Origin of the sequence: Nonomuraea soli (assembly GCF_013761175.1) — a bacterium.
Taxonomy (GTDB): Bacteria; Actinomycetota; Actinomycetes; order Streptosporangiales; family Streptosporangiaceae; genus Nonomuraea; species Nonomuraea soli.
The window spans coordinates 219,560-237,549 of the sequence record NZ_JACDUR010000006.1 but is presented as its reverse complement, the minus strand read 5'-3'; the positions used below and the strand labels follow the sequence as shown (position 1 = coordinate 237,549).

Annotated in this window: 18 protein-coding genes; 10 read left to right on the top strand and 8 right to left on the bottom strand. The window is 71.6% G+C overall.

Annotated elements, in window-relative coordinates; translation table 11 throughout:
• Position 1: 1 nt before the first annotated feature.
• Positions 2 to 847 carry a fumarylacetoacetate hydrolase family protein gene (locus HNR30_RS29290; RefSeq protein WP_181613289.1) on the top strand — a complete coding sequence of 282 codons (846 nt, stop codon included), beginning with the start codon at positions 2 to 4 and terminating at the stop codon, positions 845 to 847.
• Positions 848 to 1,044: 197 nt separating this feature from the next.
• Positions 1,045 to 1,839, top strand: a complete 795-nt coding sequence (locus tag HNR30_RS29285) for an SDR family NAD(P)-dependent oxidoreductase (protein WP_181613288.1) — start codon at positions 1,045 to 1,047, stop codon at positions 1,837 to 1,839.
• Positions 1,840 to 1,855: 16 nt separating this feature from the next.
• Here HNR30_RS29285 and HNR30_RS29280 read toward each other — a convergent pair whose 3' ends face one another.
• Complete coding sequence (locus tag HNR30_RS29280) at positions 1,856 to 2,641, bottom strand: DUF4253 domain-containing protein (protein ID WP_181613287.1); 786 nt, start codon at positions 2,639 to 2,641, stop codon at positions 1,856 to 1,858.
• Positions 2,642 to 2,741: 100 nt separating this feature from the next.
• On the opposite strand from HNR30_RS29280, the gene HNR30_RS29275 reads away from it, so the two are divergent.
• On the top strand, positions 2,742 to 3,329 hold the full coding sequence (locus HNR30_RS29275; protein WP_312894721.1) for a L,D-transpeptidase family protein: 588 nt from the start codon (positions 2,742 to 2,744) through the stop codon (positions 3,327 to 3,329).
• Positions 3,330 to 3,333: 4 nt separating this feature from the next.
• On the opposite strand, the gene HNR30_RS29270 is transcribed toward HNR30_RS29275, so the two are convergent.
• Positions 3,334 to 3,729 carry a hypothetical protein gene (locus tag HNR30_RS29270; RefSeq protein ID WP_181613285.1) on the bottom strand — a complete coding sequence of 132 codons (396 nt, stop codon included), beginning with the start codon at positions 3,727 to 3,729 and terminating at the stop codon, positions 3,334 to 3,336.
• 144 nt (positions 3,730 to 3,873) lie between these two features.
• Between HNR30_RS29270 and HNR30_RS29265 the strand changes: the two genes are divergently transcribed.
• Genes HNR30_RS29265 through HNR30_RS29255 form a run of 3 tightly spaced genes read left to right on the top strand, consistent with a single transcriptional unit; the run spans position 3,874 to position 6,081 of the window.
• Positions 3,874 to 4,584, top strand: coding sequence for a pyrimidine reductase family protein (locus HNR30_RS29265; protein ID WP_181613284.1), 711 nt, complete (start codon positions 3,874 to 3,876; stop codon positions 4,582 to 4,584).
• Positions 4,568 to 5,698: an ATP-dependent DNA ligase gene (locus HNR30_RS29260; protein WP_181613283.1), complete on the top strand. Its 1,131-nt coding sequence runs from the start codon at positions 4,568 to 4,570 to the stop codon at positions 5,696 to 5,698. The genes HNR30_RS29265 and HNR30_RS29260 overlap by 17 nt, the downstream gene beginning before the upstream one ends.
• A gap of 26 nt (positions 5,699 to 5,724) precedes the next feature.
• Positions 5,725 to 6,081, top strand: coding sequence for a hypothetical protein (locus HNR30_RS29255; RefSeq protein ID WP_181613282.1), 357 nt, complete (start codon positions 5,725 to 5,727; stop codon positions 6,079 to 6,081).
• Here HNR30_RS29255 and HNR30_RS29250 read toward each other — a convergent pair.
• Positions 6,065 to 6,766 (bottom strand): purine nucleoside phosphorylase YfiH/LACC1 family protein, encoded by a 702-nt coding sequence (locus tag HNR30_RS29250; RefSeq protein ID WP_181613281.1) that lies wholly within the window; start codon positions 6,764 to 6,766, stop codon positions 6,065 to 6,067. The two genes, HNR30_RS29255 and HNR30_RS29250, sit on opposite strands and share 17 nt — an antisense overlap.
• Before the next feature lie 49 nt (positions 6,767 to 6,815).
• Between HNR30_RS29250 and HNR30_RS29245 the strand changes: the two genes are divergently transcribed.
• Genes HNR30_RS29245 through HNR30_RS29235 form a run of 3 tightly spaced genes read left to right on the top strand, consistent with a single transcriptional unit; the run spans position 6,816 to position 11,109 of the window.
• The gene (locus HNR30_RS29245; protein ID WP_312894719.1) at positions 6,816 to 8,243 is read left to right on the top strand and encodes an aldehyde dehydrogenase family protein; all 1,428 of its coding nucleotides are present in this window, start codon (positions 6,816 to 6,818) and stop codon (positions 8,241 to 8,243) included.
• Between the two features lie 7 nt (positions 8,244 to 8,250).
• Positions 8,251 to 9,114: a tetratricopeptide repeat protein gene (locus HNR30_RS29240; RefSeq protein ID WP_181613279.1), complete on the top strand. Its 864-nt coding sequence runs from the start codon at positions 8,251 to 8,253 to the stop codon at positions 9,112 to 9,114.
• Positions 9,115 to 9,132: 18 nt separating this feature from the next.
• Positions 9,133 to 11,109, top strand: a complete 1,977-nt coding sequence (locus HNR30_RS29235) for an acyl-CoA dehydrogenase family protein (RefSeq protein WP_181613278.1) — start codon at positions 9,133 to 9,135, stop codon at positions 11,107 to 11,109.
• Here the strand turns inward: HNR30_RS29235 and HNR30_RS29230 are convergent.
• From HNR30_RS29230 to ligD, 3 genes are all read right to left on the bottom strand, one after another.
• Positions 11,106 to 11,783: a class F sortase gene (locus tag HNR30_RS29230; protein ID WP_181613277.1), complete on the bottom strand. Its 678-nt coding sequence runs from the start codon at positions 11,781 to 11,783 to the stop codon at positions 11,106 to 11,108. The two genes, HNR30_RS29235 and HNR30_RS29230, sit on opposite strands and share 4 nt — an antisense overlap.
• Positions 11,784 to 12,281 carry a hypothetical protein gene (locus HNR30_RS29225; protein WP_181613276.1) on the bottom strand — a complete coding sequence of 166 codons (498 nt, stop codon included), beginning with the start codon at positions 12,279 to 12,281 and terminating at the stop codon, positions 11,784 to 11,786.
• Between the two features lie 61 nt (positions 12,282 to 12,342).
• A complete protein-coding gene (gene ligD, locus HNR30_RS29220; RefSeq protein ID WP_181613275.1) occupies positions 12,343 to 13,338 on the bottom strand; it encodes a non-homologous end-joining DNA ligase in 996 nt (331 codons plus the stop codon).
• A gap of 463 nt (positions 13,339 to 13,801) precedes the next feature.
• On the opposite strand from ligD, the gene msrB reads away from it, so the two are divergent.
• Complete coding sequence (msrB, locus tag HNR30_RS29215) at positions 13,802 to 14,206, top strand: peptide-methionine (R)-S-oxide reductase MsrB (RefSeq protein WP_181613274.1); 405 nt, start codon at positions 13,802 to 13,804, stop codon at positions 14,204 to 14,206.
• Between the two features lie 183 nt (positions 14,207 to 14,389).
• Here the strand turns inward: msrB and HNR30_RS29210 are convergent, their stop codons facing one another.
• Positions 14,390 to 15,823, bottom strand: a complete 1,434-nt coding sequence (locus tag HNR30_RS29210) for a DUF2254 family protein (RefSeq protein WP_181613273.1) — start codon at positions 15,821 to 15,823, stop codon at positions 14,390 to 14,392.
• A 38-nt stretch (positions 15,824 to 15,861) separates the two neighbouring features.
• Positions 15,862 to 17,988: an alpha/beta hydrolase gene (locus HNR30_RS29205; RefSeq protein ID WP_181613272.1), complete on the bottom strand. Its 2,127-nt coding sequence runs from the start codon at positions 17,986 to 17,988 to the stop codon at positions 15,862 to 15,864.
• Positions 17,989 to 17,990 lie beyond the last annotated feature (2 nt).

Here is a 17,990-nt window from a genome sequence, read left to right as displayed (position 1 = left end):
CATGCGTATCGCGAACCTCTCCTCCAGGCTCGTCCTGATCACCGATGACGCCAAGGCGGTCGACGTCGAGCGGGCCAGCGGCGGCCTGTTCTCCGCCGACCCGCAGGCGGTCTACGCACGCTGGGAGGAGTTCCGCGCCTGGGCGGCCGGAGCCGAGCTGCCGGAAGGCGCCGCCTTCGACCAGGCCGACCTGGGCGCGCCCGCGCCGAGCCCGCGCCAGATCCTGGCCGTCGGCCTCAACTACCACGCCCACGCCGCCGAGTCCGGCTTCGAGGCGCCCGACACGATTCCGCCGCTGTTCACCAAGTTCGCCAGCGCGATCTCCGGTCCCGTCTCGTCGGTCAGGCTGCCGGAGAAGGGGCACACCGACTGGGAGATCGAGCTCGTCGCGGTGATCGGCCGGGAGGCCTACCAGGTCCCCAAGGACGAGGCCTGGCAGTACGTGGCGGGCCTGACCGCCGGGCAGGACCTGTCGGAGCGCATCACCCAGATGGCCGGGCCGTCACCGCAGTTCAGCCTGGGCAAGTCGTTCCCCGGCTTCGCGCCGATGGGCCCCTACCTGGTGACGCCCGACGCCTTCGACGACCCCGACGATCTGGAGCTGACCTGCTCCATCGACGGGCAGGAGATGCAGCGAGGCAGGACCAGGGACCTGATCTTCTCGGTGCCCGCGCTGGTGGCCAAGCTGTCGGCCGTGCTGCCGCTGCTGCCGGGCGACGTGTTGTTCACCGGCACGCCCGCGGGCGTCGGGCTGGGCCGTACACCCCAGCGCTGGCTCGCCGACGGCGAGGTGCTGGTCTCCCGCATCGAGGGCATCGGGGAACTGCGCCAGACCTTCCACGCGTGACCGCGCGGGCGGGCCGGTAGCGCACCTGTCCCGGCCCGCCCGCCGGAGCATCCCCTCACACGCTCCAACGTAGGCGCCGGTGCTTTCGAACCGCTTTCCGCGGCTTTCCGCCACGGAAAGCCAGGTCCGATTCCCGCTGGAACGGCAGGTCCGATCGCCGCCGGTCATCTCCCGCCGTCGCTCGTAGCGTGGTTGCCATGGATCTTCACCTTTCCGGCCGTGTCGCGATCGTCACCGGCGCTTCCAAGGGCATCGGCCTGGCCGTCGCCCAGACCCTCGCCGCCGAGGGCGCCCACGTGGTCGCGGCCTCACGCAAGAGCGTTCCCGAGTTGTCCGGCGATATCGTGCACGTCCCTGTCGACCTCATGGACCCGCTGGCACCCCAGCATCTGGTGGACGTGGCGGTCGAGCGGTTCGGCCGGCTCGACGTGCTGGTCAACAACGCCGGAGGCCCGCCTCCCGGTGTTTCGCTGCCGCGTTTCTCGTTCACGGCGCCGACCGACGACGACTGGCGCACGATGTTCGAGTTCAACCTATTCGCCGTGGTCAGGATGATCCGCGCCGCGGTGCCCGCCTTGCTGGAGAACGGTGGCGGCTCGGTCGTCAACGTCTCGTCGGGCAGCGCCCGCCTGCCCGCCCCGATGAACGTCGACTACAACGCCGCCAAGGCCGCGCTGAACAACCTCACCAAGGCACTGTCGGAGGAGTTCGCGCCGCAGGGCGTGCGCTTCAACACCGTCTCGCCCGGTCCGGTGCGCACCGCGTGGTGGACGGAGGAGGGCGGCGCGGCCGACATCCTCGCCGCCGCGACGGGCAACGACCGCGACGCGGTGATCGAGCAGGTCGCCCCCGAGATGATGAAGCTGTCGACGGGACGGCTCGTCGAGCCGCAGGAGATCGCCGACGTGATCGCGCTGCTGGCATCGCCGCGCTCGGCGGCGACCACGGGAGCGGACTTCGCCGTGGACGCGGGCTTCCTCAAGCAGGTGTGACCGGCCTTCAGGCAGGTCAGTCCCACCAGAACGCCCAGGAGTTGGAGCCGACCAGGTCGGCGGCGTAGTCCTTGAGCGTGGGGGTCGTGCGCTGCTGGATGTTGTCCATGCAGACGACGAAGTGCTCGGCCGCCACGTGCAGGGCGTGGTCCAGCGTCTCCGGTGGCGCCGACACGCTGAGGTGCAGCGTGTCGGGGCCGGCCGCCACCACCCGGGCGCCGAACCGCTCCTCCCAGCTCAGGAGCATCGACACCAGCGCGGGCGTCTCGTGGTAGTTGATCGCCCCGTTCCATCCCATCGCGCACAGCGCCTCCGCCCCGCGCCGTGCCGCGACCAGCCCGAGGTAGGAGCGGCGGTCGTCGAGCTCGCCCGCGTACCAGTCGGCCACGCGGCCGGGGTCGGCGGCCGAGTCCCCCTTGGGCGCCAGCCCGGGGCACTCGCGCCCGAACGGCTCCAGGTCCTCCAGGTCGTAGTCGGGGTCGTCGTCGTCCTCGGCCACCCACTCGGCCCACATCGCGGCCATGAAGGCGCCGGCGTCGTGCAGCCCCACCTCGCCCAGCGACCAGGGGGCGTCCTGGCCGGGCTCCCAGCCGTCGTCGAGCAGCAGCAGCGGCCACAGGCCCGAGCGGTGATGCTCGGCGCGGAAGGCCGCCCACTGCTGGCCTGTCGTCAGACTCGCGCTCACCCAGAGCTGCAGGCCGCGGGTGCTCATCCCCTCGGGCAGCGGCGTCGCCAGCGCCCGATCGGCGCCGCCGTCGAGAAAGAGCACGGCCAGCTCCGGCGGTAGGCGCATGTCATCCATAACGGCATTCTTCCGGTAGGGCTCGCGGCGATCGGGCAGACCCCCCTGTGTGGGGCGCTTACTCGTGGCACTGATCCTTGCACTGACATCCTGCCGTCCCGTGGCGGCCGATTCCGCCCGGCTCGGCAGCCTGCTTCCGGGTGACGAGGGCGCCGAGGTCGTCGCCCTCCAGGAACGGCTGTCGGAACTGGGCTACTGGCTCGGCACGCCCGACGGCAGGTACGGCACGAGCACCAAGCAGGCCGTCTACGCCCTGCAGAAGGCGGCGGGCCTGCCGCGCGACGGCGAGTTCGGGCTGCGCACCTCCCTGGCCCTCGACGAGGGCGTACGGCCCGCGGCGACCACCTTCTCCGGCCGCTTCGCCGAGGTCCACCTGGCCACGCAGCTCCTGCTCCTGGTCCAGGACGGCCGCGTCGAGCACGTCGTCAACGCCTCGACGGGCAGCAGGGCGACGGCGACGCCCCCGGGCGACTTCACCGTCTACCGCGCGGTCGACGCGTGGGACTCGGGACCGTACGGCCCGCTCTACCGGCCGCGCTACTTCGTGGGCGGCGTCGCCGTGCACGGCTACCGTTCCGTGCCGCCCCATCCCGCCTCGCACGGGTGCGTGCGGGTGAGCATCGCGGCGATGGACTGGTTGTGGAGCAGCGGCTGGCTGGAGCTGGGCACCCCGGTCACGGTCCGCTGAGCCTTCAGAGCCGGGCGGCCGTGAGCAGCACCAGGACGAAGGTGGTCAGCCCGGCGAGTCCGTGGACGGCGACGGCCAGCAGCGGGAAACGTTGCTCGGCGCCCCGCGCGTGCCGCCCGCCGCCGAGCCATCGCGTGAACATCGTGAACCCCAGCAGCGCCGCGACGGTCAGCACGGCGAAGGCGAGCCAGGCCACCCCGCCGTCGCCGGTCAGCAGGAAGATGGTCCAGCACGCCAGGGCGCTGACCGCGAAGGTGGGATGGCTGAAGATCAGCGCGGTCGGGAATCTGGTCACCTTGGTCTTCTGCTGCCGCAGCCCGCCCCCTGACAGCCAGAGGTAGAGCAGGTACGCACCGACGAGGGCAGTGATCAACCACGTCACAACCGTGACCAGACGCACCCTAGCCTCCCTGGAGTCCCCGATCGCCTCCCGCCACGTAAACACATCAGCGCACGTACGTCACGAGTTACGCGAAAGTGCTATCCGACCGCCAAAAAGGTCCTCGCCCCCGGGTCCGCAATCCCTGTGTGCCAAGGTAGAGGGGTGCGTCGCATCCATCCCGACATCGAGGACGATCCGGACATCACGCAGGCCTACGCGTATCCGTCCGACCGGTGGCTGCGCCTGAACATGGTGGCCAGCGCCGACGGGGGCGCCTGGGTGAAGGGCCTGTCGGGCGGGTTGTCCAGCAAGGGCGACCGGGTGATCTTCGGGGTCCTGCGCCGCCTGGCCGACGTGATCATGGCGGGTGCCGCGACCGTGCGCACCGAGGGGTACGGCCCGGCGAAGGCGAAGCCTGACAGGCAGGTCCCGCCCCCGATCGCCGTGGTGACCCGGCGCCTCGACCTCGACCTGGGCAGCCCGCTGTTCACCGAGGCCAGGTCGACGACGATCGTCGTCACCTGCGAGTCGGCCCCGCGCGACCGCAGGGACGAGGCGGCCAGGCTGGCCGACGTGATCGTCGCGGGCGACGACAAGGTCGACTTCGCCTCGGCCCTGAGCCAGTTGCGCGAGCGGGGGCTGGGCAAGATCCTGTGCGAGGGCGGCCCGCGGATCAACGGCCAGCTGGCCGCGGCCGGCCTCGTCGACGAGTTGTGCCTGACGACGAGCCCCCTGTTGATCGGCGGCGGCGCGGCGCGCATCCTGAACGGCGAGGCTTCGCACGTCCCGCTCCGGCTGGGCCAGGTGCTGGAGGAGGACGGGGTCCTCTTCTGCCGCTATCTACGGGAGGACACCCATGACGCAACCACCTGAGGAGATCCAGCTCGACCTGCCGGTGCTGCCTCCGGTGGCGCCGATGCTGGCCAAGCCGGTCAAGGCCATGCCCAAGCAGGACAGCGATCTCTACTTCTACGAACCGAAGTGGGACGGCTTCCGCTGCATCGTCTTCCGCGACGGCGACGAGGTCTTCCTGGGCAGCCGCAACGAGCGACCCTTCACCCGCTACTTCCCCGAACTCGTCGAGGCGGTCAGGCGCGAGCTGCCCGACAAGTGCGTGGTCGACGGCGAGATCGTGCTGCGCAAGGCGCAGGAGCTCGACTTCGTGATGCTCCAGCAGCGCATCCATCCCGCGGCCAGCAGGGTGAAGATGTTGTCGGAGGAGTATCCCGCCTCGTTCATCGCCTTCGACCTGCTGGCGCTGGGCGAGGAGAACCTGATGGAGGCGCCGTTCAGCGAACGCCGCGCCAAGCTTGAGGGGATATTTCCGGAAAGGGGTGGCTCGATCAGGCTCACCCCGGTCACCCAGAACCACGAGCGCGCCGAAGAGTGGTTCGAGATGTTCGAGGGCGCCGGCCTCGACGGCATCATCGTCAAGCCGGGCGACCAGCCCTACGTCCCCGACAAGCGCACGATGTTCAAGGTCAAGCACGACCGCACCGCCGACGTCGTCGTCTGCGGCTACCGCGAGCACAAGACGGGACCGATCGTCGGCTCGCTCCTGCTGGGCCTCTACAGCGACGACGGCAAGCTGCACCATGTGGGCGTGGCCGCGTCGTTCCCGATGGCGCGCCGGGCCGAGCTCGTCGACGAGCTCAAGCCGTACCTCGCCAAGCTCGGCGAGCACCCGTGGGGCGAGTGGGCCGACCAGGCGATCCGCAACATGGGCCAGCCCGCCGCCACGCCCGCGACGGGCGGACAGCGCATGCCGGGGGCGGTGTCGCGGTGGAACGCCAAGAAGGACCTGTCGTTCATCCCGCTCCGCCCGGAGCTGGTGATCGAGGTGGCCTACGACCAGATGGAGGGCGACCGGTTCCGCCACACCGCGCAGTTCCGCCGGTGGCGGCCCGACCGCACGCCCGAGTCGTGCACCTACGAGCAGCTGGAACGCCCGATCAGCTACAACCTGGACGACATCCTCGCGCGATAGGCCGGACCGTGGCGTAATATCGCGACATGACGACCCCCTCGCCCGGAGACGAGCTCCGGGCCGCCGTCTCCGCCCGTCGTGACCTCGGCCCCGACTTCGAGGACGCCATCGTCGAATCGTTCCTCGACAAGATGGGCAAGGAGGTCGACAGGCGCGTCGACGAACGCCTGGCCTCGGTGCGGCCCAGCCACGCCGACCGCCGTTCCGACGGCATGCGCCTGGCGCTGGCCATCGTCTCGATGTCGCTGGGCACGATCCTGTCGATCGTGACGATCGCCGTCAGCTACAGCCTCTTCGCCCTGGTGATCATCTGGGGTGCCATCGCCATCGTCAACGGCGTCTTCAACAACCCGGGCGGCGGCGGTCCTAAGCCAGCCAGATGAGCCCGGCGAAGCGTCCGGCGACCCGCTCCCTGCGATGGGAGTAGAGCTCCTCCGCCTCGATGGTGCAGCGCGCGTCGTGCCGTACGTCTGACACGCCCGCCGCGCGCAGCTGGGCCTCGATGCCCGCCCGCAGGTCGAGGGCGGGCGTGCCCCACGACGTCTCGGAGCGGGCGGCGGGCACCGCGGCGGCGACCCGCTCGCGCAGCTCCTCCGGCACCTCGTAGCAGCGCCCGCAGGCTCCCGGACCGACGAAGGCCACGAGCTCGGCGGCCCCCTTGGCCCGCATCGCCTCGACCAGCGCCGTGGCGATGCCCGCCTCGGTGCCGGGGCGTCCCGAGTGGGCGGCGCCGACCATGCGGGCCTTCGGGTCGGCCACCAGGACGGCGGGGCAGTCGGCGCCCAGCGAGGCCAGCGCCAGCCCCTGGACGTCGGTGAAGACCCCGTCGAGCGGCGGCGCACCGGCGCCGAAGGGGGCGGTGACGTAGGCGACGTCGGCGGAGTGCACCTGGTGCATGAAGACGATCGCCTCGACCCCGAGCTCGCCGGCCAGGGCCGAGCGGTTGGCGGCGACGGCGCCGGGCGCGTCGCCGACGAGCCCGCCGAGGTTGCGCGAGCCGTACGGCGGGGCGCTCACGCCGCCGTGCCGGTCGGTGACGGCCACGTGCACACCAGGAGCCAGAAGCATGCCTGCCACCTTATTACCATCCGAATCAAGCAAGCGTATGCTTGGGCAGGTGATCGACTACCGCAACCTCATCGGCGGCAAGGTCCAGCCCGCCGCCGACGGCAGGACTCTCGACTCGGTCAACCCGGCCACCGGCGAGGTCTGGGCCCGCATCCCCCGCAGCGGCCCCCAGGACGCCGAGCAGGCCGTCGCCGCCGCCCGCGCGGCCTTCCCCCGCTGGTCGGCCATGCCCGCGCTGGGCCGGGCGCACTTCCTGCGCAAGGTCGCCCGCGTCTTCGCCGACCACGCCGACGAGCTGGCCAGGCTGGAGACCACCGACAACGGCCGCATCCTGCGCGACACCCTGAAGAAGGACCTGCCCGGCATGGCCTTCCTCTGGGAGCTGGCCGCCGGCCAGGTGCTCGACGCGGTCAAGGGCGACACCGTGCTCATGGGACCCGACACGCTCGGCCTGACCAGGCGCGAGCCGTACGGCGTGGCTCTGTGCGTCATCCCGTGGAACTCCCCCGTCTCCACCTTCTCCGCCAAGGCCGCGTTCGCGCTGGCCGCGGGCAACACCGTGATCGTCAAACCGGCCGAGCAGGCGAGCGTGTCGACGCTGCGGCTCGGCGAGCTGCTGGCCGAGGTCTTCCCGCCCGGCGTGCTGAACATCGTCAGCGGCCTGGGAGAGGAGGTCGGCGAGGCTCTGGTACGGCACCGCGGCGTCAACAAGATCAGCCTCACCGGCTCGACGGAGACGGCGCTGCGCATCACCCGGAACGCCGGGGTCAAGCCGATGACGTTCGAGCTGGGCGGCAAGTCGCCCAACATCGTCTTCGACGACGCCGACCTGGACAAGGCGGCCGACGGCGTCACCGTCAACTCGGTCTACACCGGCAACGCCGGCCAGGTCTGCGTGGCCGGCTCACGCATCCTCGTCCACCGCCCGATCTGGGACGACTTCATCGCCAGGATCGCCGGGAAGGCCGCGGGCATCACCCTCGGCGACCCCCTCGACCTGGCCACCGACATGGGGCCGATCGTCTCCCAGGCGCAGTACGAGCGGGTCGTCTCCTACCTGGAGCTGGCCGAGAAGGAGGGCGCGGAGCGGGTGTTCGGCGGGCGGTACGGCTCCGACGTGGTGCCGGGCGACGGCTACTGGGTCGAGCCCACGCTCTACACGACGACCGACAACGGCCTGCGCGTCTGCCAGGAGGAGATCTTCGGCCCGGTCGCCGTGGCCATCCCCTTCGACGACGAGGCGCAGGCCGTGCGCATCGCCAACGACTCGGCCTACGGCCTGGCGGCCGGGGTCTGGACGCGTGACCTGGGACGGGCCCACCGTCTCATCCGCGATCTCGACAGCGGCACGGTCTGGGTGAACACCTTCCGCCAGATGCCGCCGGGCCTGCCCTTCGGCGGCGTGAAGGACAGCGGCTACGGCCACGACGCGGTGCTGGAGTACACCAGGCAGAAGGCAGCGATCATCCAGATATAGTCCGTGCATGGCAGAGCTCTCCGTGGAGCAGGCCCGGGCCTCCGTGCTGCGCAGCCGCGCCGATTCCTACTTCGCCCTGGAGCGCTACGAGGCGGCGGTCACCGACCTGACCGAGGCGATCGAGCTCGACCCCGACGACCCGCGCTCCTGGCGGCTGCGCGGGGAGAGCCGCCGGCTGCTCGGCGAGTTCGACGCCGCGCTGGCCGACTTCGACCAGTCGCTGCGCCTGGAGCCGGGCGACGCCTACGCCCTGGGCTCGCGCGGGCAGGTGCACGCCGCCCTGGGCGCGCTGGAGACGGCGCTCGACGACTACGAGCACGCGCTCGCCCTGGAGGCGGGCATCGACTGGATCATCCACGAACGTGCCCAGGTGCTGGCCGCGCTGGGCCGCTTCGAGGACGCCCTGGCCGCGCACACCGAGCTGATCACCCTGTACGGCACGGCCGACGCCTACGCCCACCGCGCCGACCTGCTGCAGAACATGGAGCTCTACCCGGAGGCCGTCGACGACTACTCACGCGCCCTCGCGATCGACCCGGAGCACGCGCGCTCCTACGCCCAGCGCGGCGAGTCGTTGCGCATGCTCGACCGCCACGAGGAGGCGCTGGCCGACCTCGACAGGGCACTGGAGCTGGAGCCCGACAACGAGCGCACGCTGGGCAGCCGCGGCGCGGTGCTGAGCGACCTGGGCCGCGTCGAGGAGGGGCTGGCCGACCTCGACCGCGCGATCGAGCTCGACAAGACCTACGTCTGGGCCTACCAGGTCAGGGGCGAGCTGCTCCAGGAGCTCGATCGGCACGAGGAGGCCATCGCCGACTTCTCGCGGGCGCTGGAGCTGGAGTACGGAGACCGTGGACAGCTGACCGAATAAGCTTCTAGATTCGTGCGCATGGGCATCGGCTTGACCGAGGAACACCGCGCACTCGCCGCCTCAGTCCCCGGCCTGGCGGGCCGTCCCGAGCTTCGGGGCGTGCACGTCGCCGAGGAGTACGGCGGGCAGGGCGGCGGACTGCTGGAGCTGTGCGTCTGCCTGGAGGCGCTGGGCGAGCTGCGGGCCTCGGGACCCCTGCTGCCCTCCGCGCTCGCCGCGGCGGTGCTGGGAGCCGGGCACGGCGAGCTGCTGCGCGGGCTGGTCGACGGCTCGCTGACCGCGGCCGTCTCGATCGGCGGCCGGGTGCTGGGCTCCGCCGGGGCCGACCTGTTCCTGCTGCCCGTCGACGAGGGCTGGGCCGTGCTCGACCGGGACGACGTGCGGGCCGAGCCCGCCGAGTCCATCGACCTCGACCGCGAGCTGTGCACGGCGGAACCCCTCGTTGTGCCGCGGGAGCGGATGCTGGGCCAGGTGCCCGTGCGCGAGCTGGCCGCGGTGCTGCTGGGCGCCGAGTCGTGCGGCCTGGCCGCGTGGTCGGTGCGCACGGCAGCCGAGTACGCCAAGGTGCGCGAGCAGTTCGGGCGGCCGATCGGGCAGTTCCAGGGCGTCAAGCACCGCGTCGCCGGGGCGTTCGTCGCCCTGGAGCAGGCGCGGGCGGCCGTGTGGGACGCGGCCAGAGCCCTCGACGCCCGATCCTCCGCGGCAGAGGCGCCGGAACCCGAGGCGCGGCTGGCCGTCGGAGTGGCCGCCGTTCTCGCGCCCGAGGCGGCCGTGCGCTGCGCCGCCGACGCCATCCAGGTCCTCGGCGGCATCGGCTTCACCTTCGAGCACGACGCCCACCGCTTCTACCGCCGCGCCCTGTCGAACCGCATGCTCGCCGGCGAGTGGTCGGAGGCGGTCGCCACCCAGGCGATCGCCGGAACCCGCCGGGCGATGGAACCCGACCTGCCCGAGGAGGCCGAGCCCTTGCGCGAGGAGCTGCGCGCGCACGCCGCCGGGCTGGCCGCCCTGGAACCCCTGGAGCGCCTGGCCCGCTTCGCCTCCGAGGGCTGGATCATGCCGCACCTGCCCGCCCCGTGGGGTCGCGCCGCCTCCCCGCTGGAGCAGGTGATCATCCACCAGGAGTTCCCCAAGCGCCCCAACCTGGGCATCGCCGCCTGGGCCGTACCGTCGATCGTCAGGTACGGCACGCGCGAGCAGCAGGAGCGGTTCCTGCCGAAGACCTTCACCGGCGAGATCGTCTGGTGCCAGCTGTTCAGCGAGCCCGGCGCGGGCTCCGACCTGGCGGGCCTGACCACCAAGGCCGTCAGGGTCGAGGGCGGCTGGTCCATCACCGGCCAGAAGGTGTGGACCTCGCTGGCGCAGTACGCCCACTGGGGCATCTGCCTGGCCCGCACCAGCCCGGAACGGCCCAAGCACGAGGGCATCAGCTACTTCCTGGTCGAGATGGCCTCCCCCGGCGTCACGGTCAGGCCGCTGCGCGAGATCAACGGTGACGAGATCTTCAACGAGGTCTTCCTCGACGACGTCTTCGTCCCCGACGACCTGGTCGTCGGGGAGGTCGACCAGGGCTGGCGGGTCGCCCGCGACACGCTCTCGCACGAGCGCGTCGCGCTGGGCGACTCGTGGGGGCCCGGCTCGCAGCACACCGACATGGCCCGCCTGCTGGCCGGACACGAAGGCCTGCGGCCGCCGGACCTCGACAGGGCCGGGCGGTTGTGGGCACAGGGCCAGGCGATCTCGGCGCTGAACCTGCGCATCATGACCTCGCAGCTGGCCGGGGCCGATCCGGGACCCGCGGCGAGCGTGCGCAAGTTCCTGGGGATGCGCCACTCGCAGGAGATCTCGGAGTTCTGCTGGTCGGTGGCGCCGGAGTCGTCGCACTGGCAGCGCATGATCCTCACCACCCGCGCGTTCACGATCGGCGGCGGCACCAGCGAGGTGCAGCTCAACATCATCGCCGAGCGGGCGCTCGGCCTGCCGCGCGATCCCTAGGACTTCGGGCGGTGGGCCAGCGCCAGGTGGGCGTAGACGATCGTGTTGTCGCGGTAGCTGCCCGCCGTCCGGTCGAAGGCCCCGCCGCACGTCACGAGGCGAAGAGCCGGGTAGCCGACCTTGCCGTACACCTTCCCGGCCGGGAAGGAGTCCTTGGGTGTGTGCTCGATCCGGTCGACCACGAACACGGCCACCGACCGGTCGGCGCGCACCACCTGGACCTGGTCGCCCTTCTTGAGCTCGCGCAGCGCGGCGAAGACGGCGGGCCCGGACTTGGTGTCGAGGTGCCCGGTGATCACCGCGGCTCCGCGCTGGCCGGGCACCGGGCCGTAGCGGTACCAGCCGGCGAGGTTCGGCTCGTGCAGCGGCGGGTTCTCGATCGCGCCCGCGCGGTCCAGGCCGAGTTCCATCAGGGGAGCGGCCACGCCGATGGCCGGGATGTAGACGCCGGTGGGCCTGGCGGCCTTCATGGGCCCGGCGATCACACCCTCGGGTACGTCGAAGGTCTTGAGCGGCCGCCGCGCCGCCGGGGAGGACGGCGCGGTCGTTCGCACGCTCTCACCCTCGCCCGGGCTGAGCAGGCCGGTGACACCGAAGGCGATCAGCACCGCCCCGGCCACGGAGACGACGGCCGCGCCGGTGAGGATGAGCTTGTGGCCGGGTGGCTGAGCCACCTAGGCGTCGCCCCGGCGCCGCCGCACCGCGAATCCGGCCAGGCCCGCACCGGCCAGCAGCCCGCTCGCGCCGACCACGAACGGCCAGGTCGGGCTCTCGGGCGCCAGGCCGCCGCCGCCCGTCTGGGGCGCGCCGTCGGGCACCTTGTGCTTGCCCTCGTCGACGGGCTTCCACGGGTTCGTCGGCTCGGGATCGCCGGACGCGGTCTCGCCCGGGGCACTCGACCAGGAATCCTGCGGCGCCGGGGCGTCCGACCAGCTCTCGAACGGGTTGGGCGGGATCGACCCCGGATCCTGCGCCGGTGGCTGCCACGGGTCGTCCGGGTGCACGCCCCCGCCGGATGCGCTGTCGCACGGCAGCAGCGGGATCAGGCAGGTGGCGCTCGCCAGCGGAGCGCGTCCGGTGGTCTCGGCCGAGGCGATGCCGATGCCGAGGGCCAGGTTCAGGCCGCCGATGACGAAGGCCGTCACCGCTCCGGCGGCCGCTAATCGTCGCATGGTTGTGAGCCAAGCGACTATTGGACCGAGCGTCAAGTAATGTGACCGAAGTGAAATTCGGTCAGTCGCGCGCCTTGCTGGGCTGCACCCGCTTTGGCTCGCCCGGCATCTTCGGATAGTTGGGCGGGTAGGGCATGTCGCCCCGCTCGTCCTTGTCGTACCACTCCAGCAGCGGCTCGATCGAGAACGCCCGGTCGTCGATCGAGGCGTGCACGTCGCCCAGCTCGGCGAAACGGGCGGGCACGGTGCGGATCGTCAGGTCCTCGGGATTCACGTCGGCCAGTTCCTCCCACGTGACCGGCGTGGAAACCTGGCCGTTGGGCTTGGCACGCACCGAGTAGGCGGCGACCACCGTGCGGTCGCGGGCGTTCTGGTTGAAGTCGATGAAGACCCGGTCGCCCCGCTCCTCCTTCCACCAGGCCGTGGTGACCAGGTCGGGGGCGCGGTCGGCGATGGCCCTGGCCAGGGCGATGCCCGCGTGCCGTACCTGGATGAAGTCCCAGCGCGGCTCGATGCGGATGTTGACGTGCACGCCGCGGCTGCCCGAGGTCTTGGGATAGCCGGTGATGCCCAGCTCACCGAGTACGTCGCGGCAGAGGAACGCGGCCTCGCGCACCGTGTCGAAGCTCAGGCCCGGCTGCGGGTCGAGGTCGACGCGCAGCTCGTCGGGGTGCTCGACGTCGGCGGCGCGCACCTGCCACGGGTGGAAGTCGACGGTGCCCAGGTTGGCGCAGTAGGCGATCGCCGCCACCTCGGTGACCTTCAGCGAGTCGGCCGTGCGGCCGCTCGGGAAGCGCACGGTGACCGTCTCCAGCCAGTCGGGATGCTTGGGCGGCATGCGCTTCTGGTAGATCGCCTCGGTGTGGATGCCGTCGGGGTGGCGCTTGAGGTTGGTCGGGCGGTCCTTCATCGCGCGCAGGGCGCCCTCGCCCACGCTGACGTAGTACTCGACCAGCTCCCGCTTGGTCACCCCGATCTCCGGGAAGTACACCTTGTCGGGGTTGGTCACCTTGACGGTGCGCTGTCCGACTTCGAGCTCAATGTACGGCGAGGCCATGGCAAGAACCTACCCCCTCGGATCATCGCAGAACGGGCTTCTCACGTAGCTTGACCTTCTTGTTCACCACCGCTGCGCAGGACACGGAGGGGCGGTTGCCGCCTGTCGACACCACGGTGTTGCGCACGCGGCCGTCGCGAGGCTGCCATGGTCAGCCCTTGAGGGATCGGGGTGGTCCGCCCGGAGCCGCACAGTGGCGGGACCGGGGCTCGACGGGCGGACCCATCCGGCCACTCCGCTGTCTCGGCCGATTCCGGACGCTGGCGCGTCGCCCGGCCGGCCTCCTGATCACCCTCGGCTCCAGCACGGGCGTGGGCTGTGCCGAAGAGGTGAACCGCGGTCTGGCCGTACCCCTTTGCTGGAAGGCGATGACACCCCCCATGACGATAAAGACGCAGAATCACCCCAGAATGGATGCTTGTCCCGCGGAGATCTCTTTTTGCGGACACCGTAGGCTGGTCTTATGGACAAGGTGGTCAAGACCGACGCCGAATGGCGGGTGCAGCTGACACCCGAAGAGTTCCACGTACTGCGCGAGGCGGGCACCGAGCGGCCCTTCACCGGCGAGTACGTCGACACCAAGACCGAGGGCGTCTACTCCTGCCGCGCCTGCGGCGCGGAGCTGTTCCGCTCGGAGACCAAGTTCGACTCGCACTGCGGCTGGCCCAGCTTCTTCGAGCCGTCGAAGTCGGAGGCGGTCAGGCTCATCGAGGACCGCGGCCACGGCATGGTCCGCACCGAGGTGCGCTGCGCCAGGTGCGACTCCCACCTCGGCCACGTCTTCCACGGTGAGGGCTACTCCACGCCCACCGACGACAGGTACTGCATCAACTCGGTCTCGTTGCGTCTCGAGCCCACGGCAGAGTGATCACCTGGCGACGTCACGTAACGATCGCCAGAGGCGGGTATAACCCGCACGTGAAGGTCCTGCCGCACCTGCGCCACCGCTGGGTGACGATCGAGCAGATCGGCAAGGTCGTCGTCCAGGAGTGCGGGGTGTGCGGCAAGACCCGCGTCCGCGTGCGCTAGTCGTGCCCGGCCGAACGCATGGCTAGCGGAATCTGAACGGGCGGGGACCGGTCAGGTCGGGGTCGTCGAACTGGTCGATCAGGTCCTGCTCGTCGACCAGGCCGCCCTTGTCCACCAGCAGCGGGCCCATCGCCCGCACCTGGTCGGCCAGGTCCTCGTGGCCGACGGCGTCCAGGGCCGCCCGCAGCTTGGCCAGCGCCCGGCTGAGCTCCACGCTGGCCACGTGCGCCAGGGCCGCGGGCAGGGCGCGCACCAGGCTGCGCACCGCCACCTCCCTGTCGTGCTCCTGCAGCTGGGGCAGGATCTCCGCGAGGCTCGCGAGCGCGGTCGCGCAGGTGTGGTGCTGGCGTGAGGAGGTGCTCACGACCACGATGTCCACGAGCGTCGCCACGATCTTCCGCTGGACCGCGTCGTCGTAGACGACCGGGAGCCGCCCGCCGTACTCCTCGGCGGCGGGCAGGGTGGTGGCCGCCCAGCGGCCGGACAGGTCGCGCAGCGCGCCCACGGCGGCCTGCGCCACGTCGGGGTTCTGACGCGACGACGTCGCCGCCCAGGCGATGTTGCCGAGCTGGTCGATGGCGTAGTCGGGATCGATGCCCGCGTCGCGCGTGCGGTCGATGATCACGCAGTCGAGGACGCCCGCCGCCGCGATCCTGCGCTGCTCGGGCGAGCCGCCGCGGATGCGCACCACGCCGTCGCCGTAGGCGAGCAGGTCGCCGATGCGCACCTGGAAGGCCACCTCGACCCCGTCGCCCACCCTGGCCATCAGCGCCTCCAGCCGCGCGGCGACGATGTCGACCACGTAGCCGGACGACTCGGTCGTGACCGTCTCGGGTCTGTCGTCGCGCACCTCGGCGACCGGGCGGCACCGGGCCAGCAGCGGGTACTGCCTCTCGCGCGCCTGCCCGGCCCGGTCCTGGATGGAGCGCACGACCGTCGTGGGGCGCATCTGGTCGATCATCAGATAGGCCATGAAGATCAGCAGGACGAGCGCACCCGCGGCCAGGGCGATGGCCAGCAGCGGGCCCACCCCCGCCCACGTGGGCCGGGCGACCGCCATGACGAGGTAGGTGTAGGTCGCGCACCCGGCCACGTAGCCGAAGTAGGCCTGGTTGGCCTTGCGGCGCAGGAACTGGTCGAACACGACCGGCGCCACCGTCGTGGAGGTGTGCGAGATCGCGACCAGGAGCGCGGAGAGCGTCAGCGTGGTCACGGTCACCAGGCCGGTGGCGATCACGCCCAGCATGCGCAGGAGGTTCTCGTGCGGGAAGAGCCTGGCCAGCCAGTCGCGCACGTGCTCCGGCCAGGCCGTGGACCAGAAGTCGACGAGGGTGGCCACGGCGGCCAGGGCGACGAAGCCGAGCACCATCGCCAGAGGGGTCAGCAGGAACTCGGTGATCGGGAGCCGCCATCGTTGTTTGGGGCTCCTGATGGCCACACGGGACAGATCAGCCATCACTCCCGGCTGCCCGGTAGTAGATCGCCGAAACGGAGTCAGAGCAGGTCGGCGAGCAGGCCGGCTGCTCTCGCGGCGCCGTCGCCCGGCACCGGGCGGTAGTCCACCTCGCGCCCCAGCTCCGTGGCGACGATCTCGGCCAGCAGGTCGGGCGCGAGCTCCGCGTAGTCGAGCCGACGTCCCGCGCGGTGCCTGCGCAGCCGGTGGGCGACGTGGAACTGCTGCTCGAAGTGGTTGCGCAGCGGCACGTAGACGAAGGGGCGCGCGGACGCGGTCAGCTCCATGCAGGTCGTCAGGCCGCCCTGCACGACGGCCAGGTCGCAGGCGGCCAGGTGCAGGTGCAGGTCGGGCACGTAGGCGCGCACGTCCAGGCCGGGGCGGCGGGCGACGCGCGACGGGTCGATCCTGGGTCCTGTGACGACGACCATGCGCAGGCCGGGGACGCGGCGGGCGACCTCGGGGTAGGCCGCGGCGACCCTGGCGAGCAGGCCGGCGCCGACGCCCGAGCCGCCGACGCTGACGACGCACACGGGCTCGCCGGGCTCGTATCCGAGCCGGGCCCGCAACGCCTCGCGGTCCTCCACCTGTTCCCCGAAGCCCGTGACATACCCGGAGAACCGGAAGTGCTCGGCCGTCCACTCGCGGATCCCCGGCAGGCCAGGGCCGAACCGGGCCTCCACGACGTCCTCGGGATCGCCCACGAAGACCGCCCGGTCGCGCAGCCACGGGAACCTCTCCACCCGCCTGATCATCTCCGTGTTGTGGTCGGCCGCCACCAGCGCCTCCCGTTCTCCGCCGCCCGGCATCGGCAGCACCCCCACGAAGTCCGTCAGCCACGCGTACGCGAATCGCTTCAGCTCGGGGTTGTCGTGCAGGAAGTGGTCCACCTCCCACGCCTCGTCGGCCACCACCAGGTCGTAGGCCTCGTCGCGCACCACCTCGTCGAAGAGCATGAAGTTGGCCAGCAGGATCTCGTCCATGCTCCGCAGCGCCTCGAAGCAGTGCAGGTCGTGCTCGCCCGCCTCGCTCTCCATGTGCGCCGACTCGCCGGCCAGCCATCGGCTCGCCGGGTGCACCCGCTCCCCGGCCGCCTCCAGCGCCCGGGTGACCGGGTCCTGGGCCAGCCAGTCGATCCGCACCCCGGGGCGCAGCGCCCGCAGTTCACGGGCGATCGCCAGGTCGCGGCGGGCGTGCCCGAGCCCGATGGGCGACGACAGGTACAGCACCCGCCGCTCCCGCCGGGTCCACCGCTCCCAGCGGCGCACCCCCGCGCCCTCGCCGGACAAGCGCGCGGCGAACTCGCCGATGAGCAGGTTGACCCGCACGGGATCCCGCAGCTGCGGCAGGTGCCCGCCTCCCGCGATCGTCTCCAGCCGTCCCCCGGCCAGCTCCGCCACCAGACGGCCGTTCTCCGGCGGCACCACGTGGTCGTCGTCGCCGTGGACGACCAGCACGGGACCGGCCGCGGCCGCGCACCAGGAGCGCACCTGCTCCCCCGTGGCCCGTACGGCGCGGCTCTCGGCCGCGAGCACCGCCCCGGTCGTCTCCAGCCCCCACGCCACGCCATCCTCCACGCCCTTGGTGGAGTGCGGCTCGGAGAAGCACTGCCCCATGAAGAACCACAGGAAGTCCTCGTGCGCGGCCCTCCAGTAGTCGCGGTTGTACTTCACCCAGTGCGACGCGGGATCGGCCACGAGCTCGCGCACGGACGAGGGCCCCACCTCCGGAGCGGGCCCGTCGAGGGCGGGCCGCCCGAGCTTGGCCAGGGGTACGGCAGGCGCGATGAGCACCGTGCCGAGCACCCGGTCAGGGTGCTCGGCGGCCAGTTCGAGCGCCCAGTTCGCCCCGCGCGACAGGGCCACGAGCACGGCCCGGTCCAGGCCGGTCGCGTCCATGACCGCCAGGGCGTAGCAGACCTGCGCCGCCTGGTCGTAGGCGGAGGGCGCGAGAGGCCGGTCGGAGCCGCCGTTACCCGGCCCGTCGTAGACGACGACCCGGTGACGCCGGGAGAGGAAGGCCACCTGCATCTTCCAGATCCGCTTGTGGACCACCGTCCAGGCGGGCAGCAGCAGGATGGCCGGGCCGCCGCTGCCGTACACCTCGTAGTGGATCTTGACTCCGCCGCGCTCGACGAAGCCCTCCGCGTCCGCCTCTCGCGCCCGCATGA

Coding starts and splice junctions, on each gene's coding strand:
- HNR30_RS29290 (WP_181613289.1), top strand. CDS start 2: ATGCGTATCGCGAACCTCTCCTCCAGGCTCGTCCTGATCACCGATGAC.
- HNR30_RS29285 (WP_181613288.1), top strand. CDS start 1,045: ATGGATCTTCACCTTTCCGGCCGTGTCGCGATCGTCACCGGCGCTTCC.
- HNR30_RS29280 (WP_181613287.1), bottom strand. CDS start 2,641: ATGGATGACATGCGCCTACCGCCGGAGCTGGCCGTGCTCTTTCTCGAC.
- HNR30_RS29260 (WP_181613283.1), top strand. CDS start 4,568: ATGACGCAACCACCTGAGGAGATCCAGCTCGACCTGCCGGTGCTGCCT.
- HNR30_RS29255 (WP_181613282.1), top strand. CDS start 5,725: ATGACGACCCCCTCGCCCGGAGACGAGCTCCGGGCCGCCGTCTCCGCC.
- HNR30_RS29250 (WP_181613281.1), bottom strand. CDS start 6,766: ATGCTTCTGGCTCCTGGTGTGCACGTGGCCGTCACCGACCGGCACGGC.
- HNR30_RS29240 (WP_181613279.1), top strand. CDS start 8,251: ATGGCAGAGCTCTCCGTGGAGCAGGCCCGGGCCTCCGTGCTGCGCAGC.
- HNR30_RS29235 (WP_181613278.1), top strand. CDS start 9,133: ATGGGCATCGGCTTGACCGAGGAACACCGCGCACTCGCCGCCTCAGTC.
- HNR30_RS29225 (WP_181613276.1), bottom strand. CDS start 12,281: ATGCGACGATTAGCGGCCGCCGGAGCGGTGACGGCCTTCGTCATCGGC.
- ligD (WP_181613275.1), bottom strand. CDS start 13,338: ATGGCCTCGCCGTACATTGAGCTCGAAGTCGGACAGCGCACCGTCAAG.
- msrB (WP_181613274.1), top strand. CDS start 13,802: ATGGACAAGGTGGTCAAGACCGACGCCGAATGGCGGGTGCAGCTGACA.
- HNR30_RS29210 (WP_181613273.1), bottom strand. CDS start 15,823: ATGGCTGATCTGTCCCGTGTGGCCATCAGGAGCCCCAAACAACGATGG.
- HNR30_RS29205 (WP_181613272.1), bottom strand. CDS start 17,988: ATGCGGGCGCGAGAGGCGGACGCGGAGGGCTTCGTCGAGCGCGGCGGA.